18 protein-coding genes are annotated in these 21,243 nt (G+C 65.1%); 8 read left to right on the forward strand and 10 right to left on the reverse strand.

All coding sequences use genetic code 11. From position 1 onward, the window contains the following. The first annotated feature begins 119 nt into the window (after nucleotides 1-119). Complete coding sequence (locus LJ655_RS20350) at nucleotides 120-959, forward strand: EcsC family protein (protein WP_230563023.1); 840 nt, start codon at nucleotides 120-122, stop codon at nucleotides 957-959. Here the strand turns inward: LJ655_RS20350 and LJ655_RS20355 are convergent. The 7 genes from LJ655_RS20355 to LJ655_RS20385 all read right to left on the reverse strand — a co-directional run bounded on the left by LJ655_RS20355 (nucleotide 926) and on the right by LJ655_RS20385 (nucleotide 10,681). Further along, on the reverse strand, nucleotides 926-1,894 hold the full coding sequence (locus LJ655_RS20355; RefSeq protein WP_230563024.1) for an alpha/beta hydrolase: 969 nt from the start codon (nucleotides 1,892-1,894) through the stop codon (nucleotides 926-928). The genes LJ655_RS20350 and LJ655_RS20355 overlap by 34 nt on opposite strands. A 131-nt stretch (nucleotides 1,895-2,025) precedes the next feature. Next, nucleotides 2,026-2,460, reverse strand: a complete 435-nt coding sequence (locus LJ655_RS20360) for a CHRD domain-containing protein (protein ID WP_230563025.1) — start codon at nucleotides 2,458-2,460, stop codon at nucleotides 2,026-2,028. Between the two features lie 450 nt (nucleotides 2,461-2,910). Next, nucleotides 2,911-7,404 carry an ATP-binding protein gene (locus tag LJ655_RS20365; protein WP_230563144.1) on the reverse strand — a complete coding sequence of 1,498 codons (4,494 nt, stop codon included), beginning with the start codon at nucleotides 7,402-7,404 and terminating at the stop codon, nucleotides 2,911-2,913. A 32-nt stretch (nucleotides 7,405-7,436) separates the two neighbouring features. Then, nucleotides 7,437-8,183 (reverse strand): aquaporin Z, encoded by a 747-nt coding sequence (aqpZ, locus tag LJ655_RS20370; RefSeq protein WP_230563026.1) that lies wholly within the window; start codon nucleotides 8,181-8,183, stop codon nucleotides 7,437-7,439. Between the two features lie 255 nt (nucleotides 8,184-8,438). Continuing rightward, complete coding sequence (locus LJ655_RS20375; protein ID WP_230563027.1) at nucleotides 8,439-9,083, reverse strand: response regulator; 645 nt, start codon at nucleotides 9,081-9,083, stop codon at nucleotides 8,439-8,441. 106 nt (nucleotides 9,084-9,189) lie between these two features. Continuing rightward, nucleotides 9,190-9,879 carry a response regulator gene (locus LJ655_RS20380; protein ID WP_230563028.1) on the reverse strand — a complete coding sequence of 230 codons (690 nt, stop codon included), beginning with the start codon at nucleotides 9,877-9,879 and terminating at the stop codon, nucleotides 9,190-9,192. A 133-nt stretch (nucleotides 9,880-10,012) separates the two neighbouring features. Beyond that, entirely contained in the window at nucleotides 10,013-10,681 is a 669-nt protein-coding gene (locus LJ655_RS20385; RefSeq protein ID WP_230563029.1) for a response regulator, read from the reverse strand. A 429-nt stretch (nucleotides 10,682-11,110) separates the two neighbouring features. Between LJ655_RS20385 and LJ655_RS20390 the strand changes: the two genes are divergently transcribed. The 6 genes from LJ655_RS20390 to LJ655_RS20415 are packed head-to-tail and all read left to right on the forward strand — an operon-like array spanning nucleotide 11,111 to nucleotide 16,391. Continuing rightward, nucleotides 11,111-11,839, forward strand: coding sequence for a c-type cytochrome (locus LJ655_RS20390; RefSeq protein ID WP_230563030.1), 729 nt, complete (start codon nucleotides 11,111-11,113; stop codon nucleotides 11,837-11,839). After that, the gene (locus LJ655_RS20395) at nucleotides 11,836-13,173 is read left to right on the forward strand and encodes a c-type cytochrome (protein WP_230563031.1); all 1,338 of its coding nucleotides are present in this window, start codon (nucleotides 11,836-11,838) and stop codon (nucleotides 13,171-13,173) included. The genes LJ655_RS20390 and LJ655_RS20395 overlap by 4 nt, the downstream gene beginning before the upstream one ends. 51 nt (nucleotides 13,174-13,224) lie before the next feature. Then, nucleotides 13,225-13,401: a hypothetical protein gene (locus tag LJ655_RS20400; RefSeq protein WP_230563032.1), complete on the forward strand. Its 177-nt coding sequence runs from the start codon at nucleotides 13,225-13,227 to the stop codon at nucleotides 13,399-13,401. Nucleotides 13,402-13,403: 2 nt separating this feature from the next. After that, nucleotides 13,404-13,976, forward strand: a complete 573-nt coding sequence (locus LJ655_RS20405) for a cupredoxin domain-containing protein (protein ID WP_230563033.1) — start codon at nucleotides 13,404-13,406, stop codon at nucleotides 13,974-13,976. Beyond that, the gene (locus LJ655_RS20410) at nucleotides 13,963-15,588 is read left to right on the forward strand and encodes a b(o/a)3-type cytochrome-c oxidase subunit 1 (RefSeq protein WP_230563034.1); all 1,626 of its coding nucleotides are present in this window, start codon (nucleotides 13,963-13,965) and stop codon (nucleotides 15,586-15,588) included. Before LJ655_RS20405 ends, LJ655_RS20410 begins: the two co-directional genes overlap by 14 nt. After that, nucleotides 15,585-16,391 (forward strand): c-type cytochrome, encoded by an 807-nt coding sequence (locus LJ655_RS20415; RefSeq protein WP_230563035.1) that lies wholly within the window; start codon nucleotides 15,585-15,587, stop codon nucleotides 16,389-16,391. The genes LJ655_RS20410 and LJ655_RS20415 overlap by 4 nt, the downstream gene beginning before the upstream one ends. Nucleotides 16,392-16,427: 36 nt before the next feature. Here LJ655_RS20415 and LJ655_RS20420 read toward each other — a convergent pair whose 3' ends face one another. Then, nucleotides 16,428-18,074, reverse strand: coding sequence for a methyl-accepting chemotaxis protein (locus LJ655_RS20420; RefSeq protein WP_230563036.1), 1,647 nt, complete (start codon nucleotides 18,072-18,074; stop codon nucleotides 16,428-16,430). A 212-nt stretch (nucleotides 18,075-18,286) separates the two neighbouring features. On the opposite strand from LJ655_RS20420, the gene LJ655_RS20425 reads away from it, so the two are divergent. After that, nucleotides 18,287-19,087, forward strand: a complete 801-nt coding sequence (locus LJ655_RS20425) for a bestrophin-like domain (protein ID WP_230563037.1) — start codon at nucleotides 18,287-18,289, stop codon at nucleotides 19,085-19,087. Between the two features lie 133 nt (nucleotides 19,088-19,220). Here LJ655_RS20425 and LJ655_RS20430 read toward each other — a convergent pair whose 3' ends face one another. After that, entirely contained in the window at nucleotides 19,221-19,748 is a 528-nt protein-coding gene (locus tag LJ655_RS20430; protein ID WP_230563038.1) for a single-stranded DNA-binding protein, read from the reverse strand. A gap of 147 nt (nucleotides 19,749-19,895) precedes the next feature. Beyond that, nucleotides 19,896-21,083, reverse strand: coding sequence for an MFS transporter (locus tag LJ655_RS20435; RefSeq protein WP_230563039.1), 1,188 nt, complete (start codon nucleotides 21,081-21,083; stop codon nucleotides 19,896-19,898). Nucleotides 21,084-21,243: the final 160 nt, after the last annotated feature.

The following is a 21,243-nucleotide window of genomic DNA, read 5'->3' on the forward strand; positions in this document are numbered from 1 at the left end:
CTTGTCAAAAGATTTGAAATCATAGCACGGCGTGGCGCTCTAACCTGGACGGAACGCGTCTTGCGGCGCGCAGGTAGACTGACCTGAACCAGCCACGACACGACATGCCAGGGAGGCCCATGCAGCCGAGTTCGCTCGCAGCACCATCCTTATCGGAGCAGGATTTGAATGCGCTGCGGCGCGCGAAACACCAGCTCGAAAGCCCCGCGCTCGCGATGAAGCTCGCGAGCGTCGTCGGCGCGCCGATCGAGAAGCTGCTGTCACGCATTCCCACGTTCGCCAACGAAAAAGTGGCCGATGCGACGCAGGCCGCGTTGCGCAAATGCCTGTCGATCGCGCTCCGAACGCTCGGCCGCCGCGACGACACGAAGCCGCTCGCACCCGAGAAGCCGAACAACCTGCTGCACAAGTTCGCCGTTGCGACGACTGGCGCGGCCGGCGGCGCGTTCGGCCTGCTCGCGCTGCCGGTCGAGCTGCCGGTCACGACCACGCTGATGTTCCGCTCGATCTGCGACATCGCGCGCAGCGAGGGCGAGAACCTGAACTCGGTCGAAACGCAGCTTCAGTGCCTGAGCGTGCTCGGCATGGGCGGCACGTCGAGCGAGGACGACTCCGCCGACCTCGGCTACTTCTTCATGCGCGGCGCGCTCGCGCAGGCGGTGTCGAAGGCGTCGTCCGAAGTCGCCAGCAAGGGCTTTACCGCGCACGGGTCGGCGGCGCTGCTGCGGCTGCTCAACGCGATCGCCGCGCGCTTTTCGGTACAGGTCAGCGAGCAGATCGCGGCCAAATCGATTCCGGCGATCGGCGCGGTGCTCGGCGCCATGGTCAACACCGTCTTCATCGATCACTTCCAGCAGGTTGCGCACGGGCATTTCACCGTGCGCCGGCTCGAGCGGCAATACGGCCAGCAAACGATCGAAGCCGTCTATCGGACGCTCGACGTCGCGCTCGACGCCTGAGCCCGGTTCGCGGCACGGCTCGTCGCGCGTCGCACGAACGCGGCCGCGCGGTCGAGCGCGCGGTTCGCCTCCGGCATGAACGGCGCGAACATCGGCCACACGTGCGGCACGTCCTTCCACACCTCGCATTCGCAATCGACACCTGCCGCGTGCGCGTTGTCGGCGACGCGGCGCGCGTCGTCGAGCAGCACCTCGGTGCTGCCCGCCTGCACGAACAGCGGCGGCAGACCGTGCAGGTCCGCATAGACCGGCGATGCGTACGGATGCGTGGCCGGCGCGTCGCCGAGATAGACCTTGGCCGCGCGCCCGATCGAGGCGCCGCAGAACATCGGATCGACGTTGTCGTTGGTGCGCAGGCTTGCACCGGTCGTCGCGAGATCGGTCCACGGCGAGAACAGCAGGCCGCCTGCGGGCATCGGCGCGCCGGCGTCGCGCAGCGCGACCAGCGTGGCGAGCGCGAGGCCGCCGCCGGCCGAGTCGCCGGCGATCACGATCGATCTGGGTGCAATACCCATTGCGAGCAACTGACGATAGGCCGCGGTGGCGTCGTCGAGCGCGGCCGGGAAACGATGCTCGGGAGCGAGACGGTAGTCGAGCGAGAAGAGCCGCGCGTCGGCGCGCGTCGCGAGGGCGAACGTCAGCGACCGATGCGTACGGGGCGAGCAGAAGTAGTAGCCGCCGCCGTGGCAATACAGCACCGTAGGCTCCGCGCCGCCGGCCGTGCCGCCGACCACACGCTCCAGCCATTCGCCGACGAGCGGTGCGTCGCTCGCGCCATACGTTTCGCGCAGATGCCAGCCGCGCGGCACGCGCGGCGACCACACGCGCGTCGAAGTCAGCGCGCGCGCCCGTTCGACATCGATTAACGGCTTGAGGGTTTCAGGCCGGAACCGCCTGCGCAAATACCAGCACGCGAGCGCGTTTTGCCAGCTCATCGGGACATGCTCCTTCGTTGAAGTCCCGTCATGGTACGTAGGTTGGGGGGCGCCGGTGGTTAGCGGGTTCCCATCGCGTGACGGTGTGCGTGCGCCGCGGCATGCGCGCGAGGCACATGCGAGCGCCGCGCTCAGTTCGCCGGCAACACCTGCCCACGAATCTCGCCCGTCGGATTCTGCGCGGTATAAACGTTGAAGTACCACTGCCCCGCCATCAGATCCGTGACCTGCTGCTCGGTCAGCTTTGCCGTGCCTTTGATCGGGCTCGCGAGCGCATGCCTGTCGATCGGCACCTGAACCTTCGCGTTCTGGCCGACCGGCGCGGGACCGTGGAAACGCGCGGCGGTGGCCGGACCACTCAAGTCCTCATAAGTGATGGTCCACTGCAGCGATTGGGTGGACGTGTCGAAGGTGGCATCCAGCGTGCCGTGCCCGTGACTCACGCGTGGCGGCACTTCGCTCGACGGCTGAAGATTAGCCTTCAACGCCACCGTATCCGCGAATGCAGCGCCCGAAGCGAGGGCCCATAACACCACGGCCAGATTTAATTTTCGCTGCGAAATCATGATCTTCTCCGGACATTGACGCGCCCCGGCGGCGCCGTTGTCGGCCGCGCGGAGCCTCCCCATACTAGTGCAAAATCGTTCGAAGCCGGTGAGGCTGGGGCGGTCCTTTGCCGATGCCGGTTCGGCTCGAACCGGACCGTCATCCAAACGCAATGCTCGACGTGGCACAGTGTGCAATGCGTATCAGTGTTCGCCGAATGTGCCTGAAATGCAGGCAGAAAGCGTATCGTGAAACCGCTTTAATCGATTTGGTCGAAAAGTTAATTGCGCGAATTGTAATGAATCAGTGACGCCATTTTCGGTATTATCCTTTCCGCGAGAAGTGACTCCTTCATCGAAGGATGTCTCCAAATGTTTAACGCGGCTTCGGCCGCGTTTTTTTTCGTCCCGATTTTTTCCCCGACCGTTTGAATCGCTCGCGCGTCTGCGCGGGATCACAGCGCGCTCACATCAGGTAAGCAACGCAGCCTGCTGCTCGATGCCGTCGAGCATCGCCTCGCATTCGAGGATCAGCGCATGCCCCTCGTCACGTAACTGTTCAGGCGATTTCGCGGTGATGCCGCAGCCGTAGGCTTTGAGCGCTCGCACGAGCGGCGGATACTGCACCACGCTCGCCGCCCCGGTCGCGCGATGCAGCCACTCGCGCAACCGCCCTGCGTCGGCGCGTTCGAGTAACGTCGCAAGCGCGTCGAGATCGTCGCGCATCGACGAGACGAACGAGCCGAGCAAGGCCTTGACCGTCGCCTCGCTCCCCCACAACTGCGTCATGTGCGAGAGTTCGATCGGCACGAACGGTCCGGCGCCCACGCTCTGCGGGACCGGCCGCTCGCCGGGCGGCGCCGACGACGTGCGGCCGGACGTTCCCGCCGGCGCAGCCTGCCGCACGCTGTCGGTGCCAAACCAGCGGCTGAGGCAGTCGCGCAAGGTGGCGAGCCGGGTCGGCTTGACGAGACTGTCGTCCATGCCGGCTTCGCGGCACAGACTCAGATCGTGGGGCGCGGTATTGGCCGTGATGCCGAGTATGGGCAGACGCTGCGCGCCGCCGCAACTGGTCTCTGCTTCGCGGATACGGCGGGTCAGTTCGTAGCCCGACAGGTTCGGCATGTGACAGTCGGTGATCAGGCAACCATAGTTCGTGCGCTCCAGCGCGGCGAGCGCCTCGGCGCCGTCGTTCGCGACGTCGCACGCGAAACCCAGCAGTGCGAGTTGATGGCGGATCAACTCCTGATTGACCGGATGATCTTCCGCGACAAGAATCAGCCGCCCGCTCGCAATGGCGCGCTCACGATCGGGCGGCGGCGCGACGCCTTCGGTCGTGAACGGCACGCCTGCCGCGCGCGACGCCGCCGGGGTCATCGATGGCAGCCCCGTTATCGCCGCGGCGCACGCGGCGCCGAGACCGCGCCACGAGATCGGGTTGATGCACACGCGCACCTTGTCGTCGAGGATGCGGTAACCCGTCGGGTTCGGTTTTTCGGTCAGCGTGATGACGCGCGTATTGGCGCCGATACGCACGGGCAACGTGACGTCCTCGCCGACGAACAGCAGATCCGCGCGGCTGAGTGTGGCAACGTCGCCCGGCGTCGCCGCATCGGGTGCAAGTCCGCGCACTTCGAGAGCCAGCGCCTCGCCGAACTGAACGAGAGCGTGGCCGATGCGAGGATCAGGCGTGATTACCACGCCGAGTTTGCCGCGCAGACCATTGACCGGATAGCGCCGCGCGACGACCGGCATCGTCAGCCGTACGATCATGCTCGTGCCGCGGCCCACTTCGCTGCGCAGCGTGAGCGTGCCGTTCATCAGTTCGGTCAGCTTGCGGCAGATCGTCAGCCCGAGGCCCGTGCCGCCGAAGCGCCGCGTGGTGGACGATTCCGCCTGCACGAACGGCTCGAACAACCCCGCCTGCACGTCCGGTGCAATGCCGATGCCGGTGTCCTGCACGGTCAGGTCCAGGGTCTGCGAATCCGCGCGATCTTCGACGATCGATACGCTCACCCCCACCTCGCCCTTCGGGGTGAACTTGATCGCATTGCCGAGCAGGTTGAACAGAATCTGCCGCAGACGCACGCTGTCGCTGCGCAGCGTCGCAGCGACGAGGGCCGCGATGTCCACGCGCACTTTCAGACCTTTTTCGTGGGCACGCCCGGCCAGCAGGCCGACCGCGTTATCGACGAGCTCGCGCAGATCGATCGGTTCGGCTTCGAGCGTGAGCCGCCCAGCCTCGATCTTCGAATAGTCGAGCAGGTCATCGAGAATCTGCAGCAGCGCGCCCGCCGACTCGTGGATCATGCCGAGCATTTCGCTTTGGTCGGTACTGAGCGGCGTGCGTTCGAGCACTTCGACGAGACCCAGCACGCCATTCATCGGCGTGCGGATTTCGTGGCTCATCATCGCGAAGAAGTGGTCTTTCGCGCGCGAGGCCGCCTCGGCCACATCGCGTGCCCGCGCGAGTTCCTCCGCACGCGCGCGCTCGGCGCTCGCGTCGACCCCATAGCCGCTCCACACGATGCTGCCATCGGCTTCGCGCCGCGGCACCAACTCGGCCCGCACCCACTTCGGCGTACCGGCGCTTTCCAGGCGGAATTCCATATGCACGGGCGTGGTACGGCTAGCGGAACGCTCCAGCTCACCAAGCACGAGCGGCCGATCCACCTCCGACACGCGCTGGAAATCGACCCGCGCAAGCCCTGGCGACGCGTCGTCGGCGCCATCTCCCCCGCCGAGCAGATGGCGCGTGTCGCCGCCAATGTACGGGAACGAATACGCACCGGCCGGCGAGCGCCGCAACTGGAACACGACGGCGGGCAACGAGCGCGTGACGTCGAACAGGCGCCGTTCGGTCTCTCGCGCGCGCATTTCGGCACGCCGGATATCGGTGATGTCGACCATCGTGCCGAGTACGAACGCCGGCTGTCCGTCGGTGCCCTTGCAGACTCTCGTCCAGAAAAGCCCATGCCGCGACTCGCCCGCGCCGTCCTCGAACTGCAACTCGACATTCGCGCTGCCGCCGCCGCGCAGAACCTCGCGCGTCATGTCGTCGAGCATGCGGCTGTTCGTGTCGCCCCACGCGCCCACCTCGGCCGTCGTGCGCCCGAGCACGGCCTCCCGGTCGAGCCCGCACGCTTTCTCATAGGCTTCGTTGATCGCGATGTACCGTCCGTCCAGGCCTTTCGCGGTGAGCGGATACGGCACCGTCTGCATCATCGTTTCCTGGAAGCTGAGTTGCAGTGCAAGCTCGCGCTCGGTCTGCTTGCGCAGCCGGACTTCTCGCTGCAGCAGCACGTAGGCGCGCAACGTGACCAGCAGCACGACGCCGATACCGATCAGCACCGGCAGCAGCCGCACCGCGGTCACGCTCAAGATCGCGGTGTCCGGTGCGGCGGGCCTGACCCACTTGCGGCGGATGCGCTCCCTCTCAGCCGCCGGCATCGCCTGCAACGCTCGATCGATCAGCTTGACGAGCGGGCTCAGATCCTCGCGCACGGCAAAATACAACGAGTCCGATTCGCCGAGCGTGCCGAGCACACGGAGTGCGCCAGTGTAGTGCTGCCGCAACTGCGCGTTGATCGCGGCCGCGTTGCCGACGGCCACGTCGGCCTCGCCGCTCGCGACCTTGCGCAGCGCATCGTCGAGGCTCGCCGCGACGGCGATGTGATCGACCGGCACCGCTTCGAACGCGAGCGGCACCGAACCCGCCACATGCGGTGACATCACGATACGGCACGACGTGAAGTCGTCGAAGGAGCAGGCAGGCGGCACGCCGCTACGCCCCACGATCACCAGCGGATCGCGCTCGTACACGCGCGTATGCTCGGCGCCTTCGAGAAGCGAACCGTGGCTCGACGCGGTGGCCAGCATCGCGAGGTCGCCGCGCTGGAATGCTTCGACGGTGGCGGGCCAGTCCGCCATGCGCGAGCGGTTGAGCACGATGCCCAGCGTGCTGCTCAGATACGCGAGATAGTCGCCGGTCAGACCGAGGGGGCGGCCGGCGTCGTCGACATAGCTGAACGGCGCCCAGTCTTTGTCGAAACCGATCCGCAACGGCGGCAGTGAACGCAGCCAATTCTGTTCTTCCGGCGTTAGCGTGAAGCCCGACGCATCCGGTGCGGGCACCGTGTTGAAGTTGCCGGACAGCCAGCGCTCGCGTATTTCGGCCGCCTCGGCCGGGTTCAGCGAAACGAGCGCGCGGTTCAATTGATCACGCAATGCAGTCTGTCGAGGCGCGACGGCAAAGCGCAGGTCAAGCGCCTTGCCAACCGGCTCGAAGGCCACGCGCAGGCCGCGATAAGCCTCCGTGGCCAGTTCATATTGCACGACCGGCGCGAAGCCGATGTATAGGTCGGCATCGCCGTGCAGGACGGCCGTCAGCGCCTCTTGCGTGCTCGCAAACGAGACGATCCGCGCGTGCGGAAAACCATCGCGCAACAGACGCTCACGCGCAAAACCTCGCTCGATCGCGATACGCGCACCGGCGAGGTCGGCGGAGTTGGCATAACGGTTCTCGTCGCGACGCACGACAGCCGACGCGAACCCGCGGAAGTACGGAGCCGTGAAATTGAGGCAGCGTTCGCGCTGAGGCGTGCGTGCCATGCTCATCAGCAGGTCGACCTGGCCGGAGCAAGCGGCCTCGATCAGCTTGGCCATATCGGCATAGGTCTTCGTCTCGATGATGACGTGCGGCCCCACGAGCGCGCGCAACAGGTCGCCGCTGACGCCGGCGGGCCGGCCGTCCTGCTGGATTTCGAACGGCGGCCAGCCGCCTTCGAGCATGCCGACGGTCAATCTGTCGGGAAAGGCAGCGGGAGACGAGGCTAGAGAGCGGACTTGCACTGCGGAGGCCGCCCAGCCAGAGGCGATCGCGGGCGCCCCCGACTCGACGCCGTTTGGCGCGGCCGGGCAGATCGCATGCGCGGCGGCTAGCAGACCTAACGCGAGCCAGTGCATCAATGAGTGGCGCAGCGAGTGACGCCCGGCGCTCACGAAACGTCACCCTGCCCGTCCGCCGGCGACGCTGTGGACGCATCAGCATGGCCGTCGAAAAACGAAAACAGCACGCCGGCGGCAATCGCACCGGCCAACGGCGCGGCCCAGAACAGCCACAACTGGTCCAGCGCCCAATTGCCGACGAATAGCGCCTGCGCGGTCGAGCGGGCGGGATTCACCGATCCATTGGTGACCGGAATCGACACCAGATAGACGAGCATCAGACATGCGCCGGTGATGAACGGCGCAGCCGTTGCCAGCTCTTCTCGAACGACGACCAGCAAGCAGGCCGCGACGAACACGAACGACAGCACGAACTCCATGACGAGCGCCGAATGCAACGGATAGTCGGCGGGCGAATGCGCGCCGAAGCCGTTCGCCGCGAATTCGCTCGCGGCAAGTTCGAAGCCGGGCCGGCCGCAGGCGAGATACGCAAGAAACGCTGCTCCGACGATTGCGCCCGCGATTTGCGCGGCAATATAGGGCAACAGATCACGCACCGGAAAACGCTGAGCGACCGTGAGGCCGATGGTGACGGCTGGATTGAAATGCGCGCCGGAAATTTTGCCGAAGGCGTAGCTGGCGGTAGTGAGCGCGAGACCGAACGCCAAAGACATTTGCAGCGCACCGCTAGCCTGCAGCACGCTCGTGGTGTCCAGCACCGTGCTGGCACAGCCGACGAACACGAGCCATGCCGTACCGACGCCCTCGCTCCACAATCGCTTGCTCAAGGCCACCATCTCTATCCCATCCGTCGAATACAAGGCATAGCCGCCGAACGATCGCAAGAAGACGTCTGCACAGGATTTCTTTGAACCATCAGTAATCTGGATGACGAAATGACCACGGGGACAGTGCCAGTGCCAGTGCCAGGCACGCAACCACTGGCCGCGGCCCGAATTATTACGTGTCCCCAACGCAGCACCAATCAGAACATTCTTATATCGGACACTTCGAAGTCTTCAGGAACAAGAATTTTTGAGAATCGCAGCGCCTCATATCAGCCCGATCTGGGCGGCGTAACCGATCAGATCGGCTTCCGTTTCCAGTCCGAGCTTGCGCATCGCGCTGCGCTTTTGCGTGCTGATGGTTTTGTCGCTCCGTCGCAGACGCGTGGCGATTTCGTGCACCGCGAGGCCTCGCGCATAGAGTTGAAACACCTCCCACTCGCGCGCGCTCATCGCTCCGCCGCGCCCGGGCGCCGCAGGCTCGGCAGCCGCGAGCGCCGCCGTGACCTGCTCCGATAGATGAATGCGCCCGGCGGCAACGGCTTCGATTGCGTCGATCAGGGCGCTCGCGGCGTCTCGCTTGTCGACGATTCCGGTTACGCCGATATTGCGTAAGCCCGACAACATGTGCGCTCGCTCGATCATGGTCAGCACGACCACGTGCGGATGCGACTTGCGCCGCAGCAGGCGACGCAATAGCGGCACCGCACTGCTGTCTCCGTCGAGTCCCGGCATGCCGATGTCCGACACGACGACGTCGCATGCGCGGGCGTCGAGCAGCTTCGCGAGACCATCGGTGTCGGCCGCCTCGCCGACGATTTCGATATTCGGCTTGTCGAGCAGCAGAGATCGGACGCCCTCACGGACGCAGTCGTGATCGTCCGCCACGACGACGTAAATCTTGTTTGTCATTCTTTTCCGTGGCTTTCTTATATTGTCGATCGGCATACCGCACGAAATGTGTCCCCGGTCATGCCGATACATTCGCTGCGCGCCCGCGCAGCAGGTTGCCGCCCCGTTAGCGGTTGCTACGATGCCCTTCGGGCACTACTCCATACTCGACCGCGAAACGAAACAATTCAGCGTCGCTGTTCAGCGACAGCTTGCGCATGGCCATGCACTTTTGCGCGCTGATCGTCTTCACACTACGCCCGAGCTGCAGAGCGATTTCCGTGACCCCGAGCCCCGACGCGTACTGCGCAAATACCTCGAACTCGCGGCGAGACAATGTGGCGCGCACGTAGTCGCGCCGTTGCGTCAGCGTGACGTCGGCGAGCATGGCGCGCACCGCCGGACCGACATAACACTCGCGCGCCAGCGCCATGACCACCGCCACATGAATCAGATCGATGCGGTCGCGCTTGCTCAGCAATCCATCCACGCCAAGCGACATGACCTTGCGCAGCGTCGCGGCCTCCGTTTCCATTGTCAAAATGACGAGCGCGACGTTGGGATAGCGCGACTTGAACTGCCTCACGGCTTCGAACCCGTTGTCGTTGTGCCCTCCCGGCATGTAAAGGTCCATCAGCACGAGATCGCAGGGACTGCGGTCGGCCTCGATGAACAGTTCGGCCACGTCTGCCGCGCGGCCAACCACCTTCAGGTTGGGATAATTGCCAATCAGATTTTCGATAGCCAGCAGAACCAACGGATGATCGTCCGCGATGATCGTTCGAACAGGCGTGCCTGATGCAGCCATGAGGTTCATCGTCTAGCGCTCCACGATACTTTCATTTCCCCACACCTTGTTATGTATGACCGGCGCTCACACAATGGTCGAGCATTTCTTTTGCGCCAAACGTAAGAACGCTCTGAAATCGACCGAATGACGTTTTCCCGATTCAGTTTTCGGGTTCCAGCAAAAGCGTGCCGCAGGCGCGCACACAGGCGAAAAGCGCGGGGTCGTCGGTGACGCCGAGCCGCGCCATCGCTTCGCGTTTTTGCCGGCTCACGGTGCGGCGATTGCAGCCGAGCGCCATCGCGATCTGCGCGATGGATTCGCCGTTCACCAGCCTGCGCAGGATGTCGGTCTGCCGCTTCGACAACAGCAGTGCCGACACGAGCACACCGTTATCCTGCTTCGAACGAGCAAGCGTTTCGGCCACCGAGCGGCCCAGGTAGCGCGCGCCGCGCGCGCTTTCGGTGATCGCCCGCGGCAGTTCGTCGAGCGAATCGGTTTTCCCGATCACGCTGACGGCGCCATCGGAGGCGATGACGCGCAACATCGCGGCGTCCGTCTGCGCGGTCACGACGACAACGCGCAATGAAGGCCACGCGCGGCGGATGCGCCGGATCATGGCGATGCCGTCGCCGATTTCGCCGGCGGGCTCCGGCATGGAAAGATCGACGGAGAGCACATCGCACGGCGTGCGTTGCAGCATGGCTATCAACGCGGTGGGCGTGCGCGCCTCACCGACGACAGACAGTCCCTCGCACCGCTTCAGTGTCGATTTCAGGCCAAGCAGGACGAAAGGATGATCGTCCGCCAGAATGATTCGAAGATTCGCCACGATTGATTTCGCTCGTCATATGAGTGGTGGGTGCAGCCGCAGGAACTGCCATGCATGCGTCGGCCCGCGTCGCGGCACTCAAGCGACTGCCGCAAAGGACATCTCATCACCCTCATACAATCACGACAATCGGAGCCTTCCGAATCCGGCTCGAGCATTGGGATTATTCGCAGCTCTACAAAGCAATCCGCATCGCGCTCTGTTTCAGCACCTCGCGGCTCGTTCGTTGCCAGCCGAAAGCCGCCGCCCGAGGCGCATCCGGCGCGCATCCTTGTCGCAGATCAAAGTTTTGGCCTGGCAATTGCCTCATCATTGCGCCTCAGTAGTTCGCGTTCCCGAACAAGCCCGTTGCGGATTCATCAGGCAATCCGCACACGCGCGCAGGGTAAATAAATCGAGCAATAAGAACGTTCCCCAACGAGGCCCGGTGTGTATCGCAAAACTATCGGCTTTGCGGTGCTGTTGGTGTTATGCGCGCTTCACGCGTTGTGGAGCGGCGTCGCTTTCGCGGCCACCGACGCAGCAGCGGGCGCGATGCCCACGGCGATGGACCAGCGCGTGCGCGCTTGCACGTCGTGTCACGGCGTGCAAGGCCAGGGCCGCAGAAACGACTACTTTCCACGCATCGCCGGCAAGCCGGCCGAGTACCTGTTCAATCAGCTGATCGCATTTCGCGACGGCGGCCGCACGTATCCGCCGATGGGCTATCTGCTCGCGTTCCTGCCCGACGACTACCTGCATCAGATCAGTGAGTATTTCGCGGCCCTGCAGCCGCCTTACCCCGAATCCGATCACGCCGCCGTACCGCCGAAACTGCTCGCCGCCGGCGAAAAGCTCGTCGAGCATGGCGACTCGGCGCGCGGCATACCGGCGTGCATCGCCTGTCACGGTGCGCGCATGACCGGCACTCAGCCCGGCATTCCGGGTCTGCTCGGGTTGCACGCGAGCTACATCGCCGGACAGATGGGCACCTGGCGTTCGGGCACGCGCCACGCGCCCGCACCGGACTGCATGCACACGATCGCGCTCAAGCTGAACGACAGCGACATTGCCGCGGTATCGAACTGGCTCGCGCGCCAGCCGCGTCCCGACGATCCTCGGCCCGCACCGGCATCCGCCGCGCGGCTGCCCCTCGCTTGCGGGAGCCAACCGCAATGAAGCCGACACTTCGCCCGTCCGGTTGGATGCGCCTGGCAAGCATGGCCAGCGTCCTTGCGACCGGCAGCCTCGCGCTGGCGTTGCTGGTCCATGCACCGTTTGCCACGACGGCGCATGCCGCCACCGCCGCCCCCCAAGGCACCGAAACGGCCGCCACCACAGCCAATGCCGACACCCGCCCCGACATCGTCAAACGCGGCGAATACCTCGCGCGCGCGGGCGACTGCATCGCGTGTCACACCGCGCCGCGCGGCAGGCTGTTCGCCGGCGGCCTCGCGATGGAAACGCCGTTCGGCACCCTGTACTCGCCGAACATCACACCGGACCCGCAGTACGGCATCGGCACCTGGAGCGAGGAAGCCTTCTTCAACATGATGCGCACGGGCAAGAAACCGGACGGCGCGCTGATTTATCCCGCCATGCCGATCGCCCAGTACACGAAGGTTACGCGCGAGGATTCGAATGCGATCTTCGCGTTTCTGAAAACCGTCGAGCCGGTGCGTCAGCCGAACCGGCCGCACACGCTGCGCTTCCCGTTCAATCAGCGCGATCTGCTGTACGGCTGGCGCACCCTTTATTTCCGCGAGGGCGAGTTCAAGCCCGATCCGGCCAAATCGGTCGAATGGAATCGCGGCGCGTATCTGGTCGAAGGGCTCGGGCACTGCACGATGTGCCACACGCGCATCAACATGCTGGGCGGCTCGTCGCCGCGCGAGCAGTTCGCCGGCGGCCTGATTCCGGTGCAGAACTGGTACGCGCCGTCGCTGACCTCGGACAAGGACGGCGGGCTCGGCGACTGGAGCATCGAGGACATCGTCGATCTGTTGCAAGCGGGCATCTCCAGGCGCGGCGCCGTCTACGGTCCGATGGCCGAAGTCACTTATCACAGCCTTCAATACCTGGCGGACGAGGACATCCGCGCGATCGGCGTCTACCTGAAGTCACTGCCCGACGTTCAAGGCCGCAAGAGCGGCCCGAGCGCGACGCCGGACCCCAAGGTGTTCGCACTCGGCAAGCAGATCTACGCGGACAAATGCGCGATCTGCCACGGCGACAATGGCGAGGGACAGCTGCCGCATTACCCGCCGCTCGCGGGCAACCAGTCGATCGAAATGGATTCGAACGTCAATCCGATCCGCATCGTGCTGAACGGCGGCTTTCCTCCAGGCACGATCCGCAATCCGCAGCCGTTCGGCATGCCGCCGTTCGGCCAGGAGCTGAACGACACCGAGGCGGCCGCCGTCGTCACGTTCATCCGCACCGCATGGGGTAATCACGGCCTGCCGGTGACGGCCCACGAGGTCAACGAGCTGCGCAAGGCGCCACTGCATTGAGCTGCCGCACCCAAGCGCCGCACCGAAGCGCCGCATAGGAGATCACTCGACATGAAAGCGAACGACCCGCACAGCGTCTCCCCGCCGGGCGACGACGAAGTCGAACACGTCGTCGCGGCCGGTCCGCGCGGCGCGATCGCCCTGGCTGGCGTCGCCACGGTGATCGTGATGGCGATCTGGGTGGCCTTCTACTTTTTTGCGTTTTTGCCGCGCGGCATCATCCACTGACCATGTCGACCGACTCTACTCATCAACCCGGTAGCGGCCACGCGGTCGCATTGCGCGCCGAGCGGCGCTGGGCGATCTTCGCGGTCGCGCTGATCGTGCTGATGCTCGCCGTGATCGTCTTCTCGGGCGTGCATTGGGCGATGATGCCGCCATCGCGCGTCGAGACCATCGACCCGTCGCGCTTGCAGCTTTCCGGCGAATTCGCCGAGGACAATCTCGGCAGCGCGGTGCAGCCGGACGGCTCGGTGATCGTGCGCTTCATCGCGCAACAGTACTCGTTCACACCGCAATGCCTGCTCGTGCCCGCCGATACCCGAGTCACGATCCGCACCACCAGCGCCGACGTCATACACGGCCTGCTCGTCACCGGCACCAACATCAACACGATGGTCGTGCCCGGCTACGTCGCGACGCTCAATACCGAGTTCGACCAACCCGCCGATCACACGATGCCGTGCCACGAATACTGCGGCTTCGGCCATCAGACCATGTGGGCGCACGTGAAGGTGATCGACAAAGCCGCCTTTTTCGAACAGGCCCGACAATCACGGAGACTGAGCTGTGTTCCACGCTAAGCGACTCGTACTCGCGCATTTCTGGCTCGCCTTCATCTCGTTCGCGATCGCGCTGTGCCTCGGCGCGTGGCAGATGCTGGTGCGCAGTCCCCTGTTGCCGTGGGTCGGCGATCCCGAGCTTTACTATCGATCGGTGACCGCGCACGGCACCGTGATGGCCTACGTGCTGCCGACGCTGGTCGCGATGGGCTTCGGCTACGCGATCGTCGAGCTCGCACTCGCGCAGCGCCTCGTCGGCCTCAAATGGGCGTGGGCCGCGCTCATCACGCTGGTGGTCGGCGCGGTGATGGCGATGGTGCCGGTCGCGCTCGGCCAGGCCTCGGTGCTCTTCACGTTCTATCCGCCGATGATCGGCAGCCCGTTCTATTACCTCGGCGTCGTGCTCGTGGTGGTCGGCTCGTGGATTTGGGTTGCGCTGATGCACGTGAACCTGCGCATCTGGAAGCGCGCGAATCCCGGCAAGCCCGTACCGCTCGCGATGTTCGCGAACGTGGCGGGCGCGTACCTGTGGGCATGGACCGCGATCGGCGCGGCGCTCGAGATCCTGTTCCAGATCCTGCCGGTCGCGCTCGGCTTCGCCCACACGATCGACGCAGGACTCGCTCGCGTGCTGTTCTCGTGGACGCTGCACGCGATCGTCTACTTCTGGCTGATTCCCGCGTACATCGCGTATTACACGCTGGTGCCGCGCGCGATCGGCGGACGGCTCTACAGCGATTCGATGGCGCGCGTGTCGTTCATCCTGTTCCTCGTGTTCGCGATGCCCATCGGCATCCATCACCTGTTCGTCGATCCGCAGGTCGGCGCGGGCTTCAAGTTCGTGCACGCGGTGTTCACCGGCATGGTGTCGGTGCCGACGCTGCTGACCGTGTTCACGATCTGCGCATCGGTGGAAATCGCGGGCCGGCTGCGCGGCGGCAAGGGCGCGCTCGGTTGGCTCACCGCGTTGCCCTGGAGCAATCCGATGATGCTGGTGCTCGCGTTCTCGTTCGTGATGCTCGGCTTCGGCGGCGCGGGCGGGCTCATCAACATGAGCTATCAGCTGAACTCGACCGTGCACAACACGCAGTGGGTGACCGGCCACTTCCACCTGATTTTCGGCGGCGCGATCGTCATCATGTACTTCGCGATCGCGTACGAACTGTGGCCGCAACTGACCGGCCGCGCGATCGTTTCGGCGAAACTGGTGCGCACGCAATTGTGGCTGTGGTTCATCGGCATGATGGTGGTCACGATACCGTGGCATTGGGTCGGCCTGCTCGGCGCGCCGCGCCGCATGGCCTATTACGACTACGCCATGGCAGGCATGCAGGGGCAGGGACTGTTGGTCGTCGTGTCCGCGATCGGCGGATTGATCCTGCTGGTGTCCGGCCTGCTGTTCGTCTATATCCTCGCAAAGTCGCAATTCGGACCCGTTGAAGTGCCGCCGGCGTTCCGCTTCGCGAGCCCGGCGCACCCGGTCGAGCGCGTGCCCGTCGCGCTCAACAGCTTCGGCCTCTGGGTCGCGCTGATGATCGGGCTTACCGTCGTCAATTACAGCTTCCCGATCGTCCAGATGCTCAGATTGCCGCAGACATCAGTGCCGGCTGTCGTCATCGGAGCACAGCGATGAACGACGAACGCCTGATCACCCTGCGCAATCCGTGGTTCGTGTGGAGCGTCGGCGGGACTATCGCGATCGCGATCGTCTCGATCCTGATCGGCTTCGTGTGGCTGCCGTCGGCGAGCAGCGCGTTCGGCGACCTCGGCCTGTGGGCGAGAATTTGCGGCGCCGCCGGCGTGCCGTCGAGCTGGTACAGCGGCAACGCGCAGAGCCAGGTGCCGAGCGACGTCGTCGTGTTGCCGCCTTCGGGCCGGGATCGCCCGATGTTGGATTCGATCGGCCGCGGCGCAACGCTCGCGACGCAGCACTGCTCGATGTGTCACGGTGTACTCAGCAACGGGCAGGTCACCGCACCTCCGCTCGCCGGGCAGTACGCCGATGTGATCTATAAGGAGATGCGCGACTTTCTGAGCGGCCAGCGGCCGAGCGCGGTCATGCAGCCGATCATCGCGGCACGCAGCGACCAGGATCTGCACGATCTGGCTGCTTACTACGCGTCGCTGCCGCGCGCTGCTCCGATCGAGAAAGCCCGGGCCGGCGAAGGCCCCGATCCGGTTGCGCTCAGGCTCGTGATGCAGGGCGATCCGCAACGCAATATCGCGCCGTGCGCCGCATGTCATGGCGAGATCGACCGCAAGGGCGCGGCGCCGTGGCTCGGCGGACTATCGGCGGTCTACCTGGCCGCGCAGTTGCGCGCGTTCGCGTCGGGCGAGCGGCACAACGACATCAACGAGCAGATGCGCAATGTCGCGCGGCAGATGACGCCCGAAGAAATCGACGCCGTAGCGCGGTACTACGCGGCCATGCAATAGCGGGCGGTGAAGGGTGGCGCGGCGCCACGGCTCGCGTCACGCCGCGGCAAACTCGCCATCCACTCGCCGCTCACCGGCCACGCGCGCCAGCTTCGCGCCGCGCGCCGCAGCACCGCCACGCGACTCGCTCCCGGTCCGGAACACCGCCACCGCCGCCGACAGGCGCCGCGCCTGATCTTCCAGCGAGCTCGCCGCCGCGGCCGCCTGCTCGACGAGCGCCGCATTCTGCTGCGTGACTTCGTCCATCTGACCAACCGCGCGATTGACCTGATCGATGCCGGTGCTTTGTTCGAGCGCCGCCGCCGCGATTTCGCCCATGATCGAACTGACGCGCGCGATCGCGCCGACGATATCGTTCATCGTCGAGCCCGAGCGCTCGACGAGCTGGGCGCCCTGCTCCACGCGGGTGGTCGACGCCTCGATCAAGCCCTTGATTTCCTTGGCCGCCGCCGCGCTGCGCTGCGCGAGCGAGCGCACTTCGCTCGCGACGACCGCGAAGCCGCGTCCCTGCTCGCCCGCGCGCGCTGCTTCGACTGCGGCATTGAGCGCGAGGATGTTGGTCTGGAACGCGATCCCCTCGATCACGCCGACGATATCGGCGATCCGCCGCGAATCGTCGACGATGCCGTGCATCGTGCCGACCACCTGCCCGGTCAGCTCGCCGCCCCGCGCGGCCAGTGTCGAGGCGCCCTGCGCGAGCGAACTCGCCTCTTTCGCGTTGTCGGCCGTCTGCTTGACCGTCGAGGTCAGTTCCCCGATGCTCGCGGCCGTTTGCTCCAGCGCCGCGGCCTGTTCCTCCGTGCGCTGCGACAGGTCGGCATTGCCGGCCGCGATCTCGCTCACGCCGGTATCGATCGATTCGGTGCCTCGAAGAACTGCGTTCACCGTCGCGATCAGCGACTCCTGCATCTTACGCAGCGCGGCTGCGAGGCGGCCCATTTCGTTGTCGCCGTGCAGTTCGACGCGGCCGCTCAGGTCGCCGTTCGCGATACGCTCGAACTGCGCGATCGTCGCATCCACCGGCGTGACGATCGAACGCACGAGCACGAAGCGGGCGAGCAAGCCGCCGATCAGCGACAACACCATGCCGATCGCCACCGTCGTGCTGATGGCGTAGAACAGGTCTTGTGCATCCTTATAGCGCCGCGCGCCGTGATCGAGCTGCAACTGCTCGAGCGCGAGCATGGCCTTCTCGTATGCGCTGTACAACGACGGCAGCTTGTGCGCCTGCAATTGCTGGAATGCGTTGGTGTCGCCCGACTTCAGCGCGGCGAGCGCCGGCTCGACGCCATCGTGCAGGAACGCGTCGCGCTGGTGCTCCATATCGGCGATCAGGCGCTGTTCGGCGGCAGCCGTGCCCGCATGGCTCAGATAGTTGGCGAGCCGCTCGTCGGAGGCTTTGCGGTACTGATCGAAGCGCTTGAGCACGGCGTTCGCGCCGTCCTGATCGTTCAGCGCGACGAGCGACGCGTACGTCGCGAGCGCGAGCCGCAGGCGCAGCAACTGGCCAGAGCTGCCTTCGAGGTCGGCAACGGCTGGGGTGTCGACCGTGTACATCTGTTGCAGCGACGCGTTCGACGAGCGCAGCGACAACAATCCCGCGGCCGCGCCGAGCAGCAGCACGATGCCGAAAGACACGATCATCAGGGTCAGGCTGGTGCGAATCGACAGATTTTTCAACATCGAACTGGTCTCCATGGGTTGCCCGGCCGATGGTGCCGGCCGCGCATGCTGCGCCCACGCCGATTGGCCCGGTCCGCAACCTGGCTGAAAATTAAGCAAACACCGCATTGAGGAACAACGGCGCGTCCCACCAAAACTTTATGGTTGATCGCGTGCGCCGCTTGCGTTAAATCAATAATGCCTCGAAGCCCCTTTCTGCCCGGAGCGTTCGCATGTCGGAAATCGTTTCGGCCGTACTCGTGTTCGCGCTGCTGCTGATCGCTACTGCCGTCGGCGTCGGGGTGCGGCCGCTGCTGCCGGAGGAGCACAAGGCGCACGAGACCGTGCAGCTCGTACAACTCGTGATCGGCATGCTGGTGACGTTCGCGGCGCTGGTGCTGGGTTTGATGACGGCATCGGCGAAAGCGAGCTTCGATACCGCGTCGAACGATATGCGCACCTATGCGGCCGAGCTGATCGAATTCGACACGACGCTGCGCGAGCTTGGCAGCGCGGCCGACGAATCGCGGCGCCTGTTGCGCCAGTACACCGCGGCGGCGATCGCATCGACGTGGCCGCGGGAGCCCGCGCCGAGCGGCGACTATCCGCGCGACCTTCGCGGGCCGGACAATCCGCGGCAACTCGAAAGCGTGCGGCTTGGCGACATGCTGACCGCGGTGGGCCAGCAATTGCGGCAACTGCGGACGCAGGATTCATTGCAGCAACGTTCGCTCGATGACGCGTTGACGCAGTACCGGCGCGTCATCGATGCGCGCTGGAAGCTCATCGAGGAAGCGCACAGCTCGATTTCGCGGCCGTTCTTCAAGACGCTGACGTTCTGGCTAGGCGTGATTTTTCTGAGCTTCGGGTTGATCGCGCCGCGCAATGCATTGGCGCTAGTGACGATATTGCTCGGCGCGCTGTCGATTGCGTCGGCGATTTATGTGATCGTCGACCTGGATTCGCCGTTTACCGGGCCGATCGTGATTTCGAGTATGCCGTTGCGGGAGACGTTGGAGCATTTGAGGCGTTGAGCTTTTGAAGAACGCTCCGCGCGTGAGACGGGAAAAGGCCCAAAAAACAGAAAGGCCCGCGTTCTTGAGAGCGGGCCTTTCCTGATGTGCCGATCAGCGGGAAGCTGGCCGGGTCGGCATTGAGCCGCGAGGATCAGAACGGAATATCGTCGTCCATTTCGTCGAACCCACCGCCAGCCGGGGCGCTCGGACGGCTCGCGCCGCCACCGCCGCTGCCGCCACGCGAGCCGCCAGCCGGCGACATCGCGCGACCACCGCCGCCGCTACGCTCCGACGGCTCGCCACGGCTATAGCCGCCTTCATCGCCGCCACCCATCGACGCGCCGCCACGGCCGCCGAGCATCTGCATCTGCTCCGCGACGATCTCGGTCGAGTAGCGATCGGTGCCGTCCTGTGCCTGCCACTTGCGCGTGCGGATGCGTCCTTCGAGGTACACCGACGAGCCCTTCTTCAGATATTCCGACACGATTTCCGCGAGGCGGCCGAAAAACGCGACGCGGTGCCACTCGGTGGCCTCCTTCATCTCGCCCGACGCCTTGTCCTTGTAGCGGTCCGTCGTCGCCAGGCGGATGTTCGCCACTGCGTCGCCGCTCGGAAGATAGCGGACTTCCGGATCGGCGCCGAGATTGCCGACCAGAATGACCTTGTTCACGGATGCCATGAGTTTCTCCTGTTGATTCCTGTTGCGGGCGGCGCGGCACTACGCGGTTCGCGTCTCACGCCCGGCAGGCCCGAGACCAGAAGAGCGCCTCTGCCCGCCGCCGGGTGAGTTCTGGATGATTCGGGACCGTGCCCCGAGTACGCTGTGCTATGCCTTGCGCGGCGGCTGTTTCATCTTGGCGGCGATTATAAGCCAGCAAAATACCAGCCCGGAGCAGGCGAAGAATACCGCGCTCTGGCCGTTCACCTTCAGCAGCCAGCCGCCGATCATCCCGCCCAGCGCAAGACCGATCGACTGCGTGGTGTTGTACACGCCGGCCGCGGCTCCTTTGCGCGTGCCGGGCGCGAGCTTCGACACCAGCGACGGCTGCGAGGCTTCGAGAATATTGAAGCCGAGAAAGTACACGAACAGAATCGCCGCCACACTCAGAATCGTATGCGGAGCAACGCCCAATAACAACTGGCCGATCAGGATAAGGGCGATCGCCGACAGCAACACGATCTTCATCTTGCCGCGCTTCTCGGCGGCGATAATCGCCGGCACCATCATCACGAACGACAGCCCCATCACCGGCAGATATACCTTCCAGTGCGACGCGACCGGCAGCCCGCCCGCCTCGAGAATGCGCGGCACCACCAGAAACAGCGCGGTTTGCGTCGCGTGCAGCACGAGCACGCCGAAATTCAAACGCAGCAGCTCGACGTTGTGCAGCACTTCGGCGAACGGGGCGCGCACGTGCACAGGCTTCGGCGCGTCGGGCACGACCCACAGCACGACGCCGATCGCCAGAATCGCGAAGACGCCGACCAGCGTGAAGAGCCCGCTCATGCCGAGCCAGTGGAACACGATCGGCGCGCCGACGATGGCCACCGCGAACGACACGCCGATGCTGCCGCCGACCATCGCCATCGCCTTGGTGCGATGCTCCTCCGCGGTCAGATCGGCGATAAACGCGATCACCGCCGACGATACTGCGCCCATCCCCTGAATCACCCGGCCAACGATGATCCACGTCATGTCGTGCGCGGCCGCCGCGACGAAGCTGCCGATCGCGAAGATCAGCAGGCCCGTGGCGATCACCGGCTTGCGGCCGATCTTGTCGGAAATCCAGCCGTAGAAGATGTAGAGCATCGACTGCGTGACGCCGTACGCGCCGAGCGCGATCCCGACGAGCAGCACGTTCTCGCCGCCGGGGATGGTCTTCGCGTAGATCGAGAACACCGGCATGATCATGAAGAGACCCAGCATGCGCAGCGCGAAGATGGCGGCAAGCGATACGGTCGCGCGCAATTCGGGCGCGCTCATGCGTGTGGAGATGGCGGACGGATTGGACATCGAAGCGTTGTTTGAATGAACCGGGCGGAGAGCCCGTGGGGACAGCTTTGGCTGCCGGCACAAGCAGCGCGAAAGCGCCGCTTTGCAGCTCACCCCGGACCTGCCCCCGCGCCTCGTTTCCGCTGTCAGGAAGCCGTAACGGCGGTCTGGAAAAGTCGTT

It is taken from the genome of Paraburkholderia translucens (assembly GCF_020881035.1).
Taxonomy (GTDB): domain Bacteria; phylum Pseudomonadota; class Gammaproteobacteria; order Burkholderiales; family Burkholderiaceae; genus Paraburkholderia; species Paraburkholderia translucens.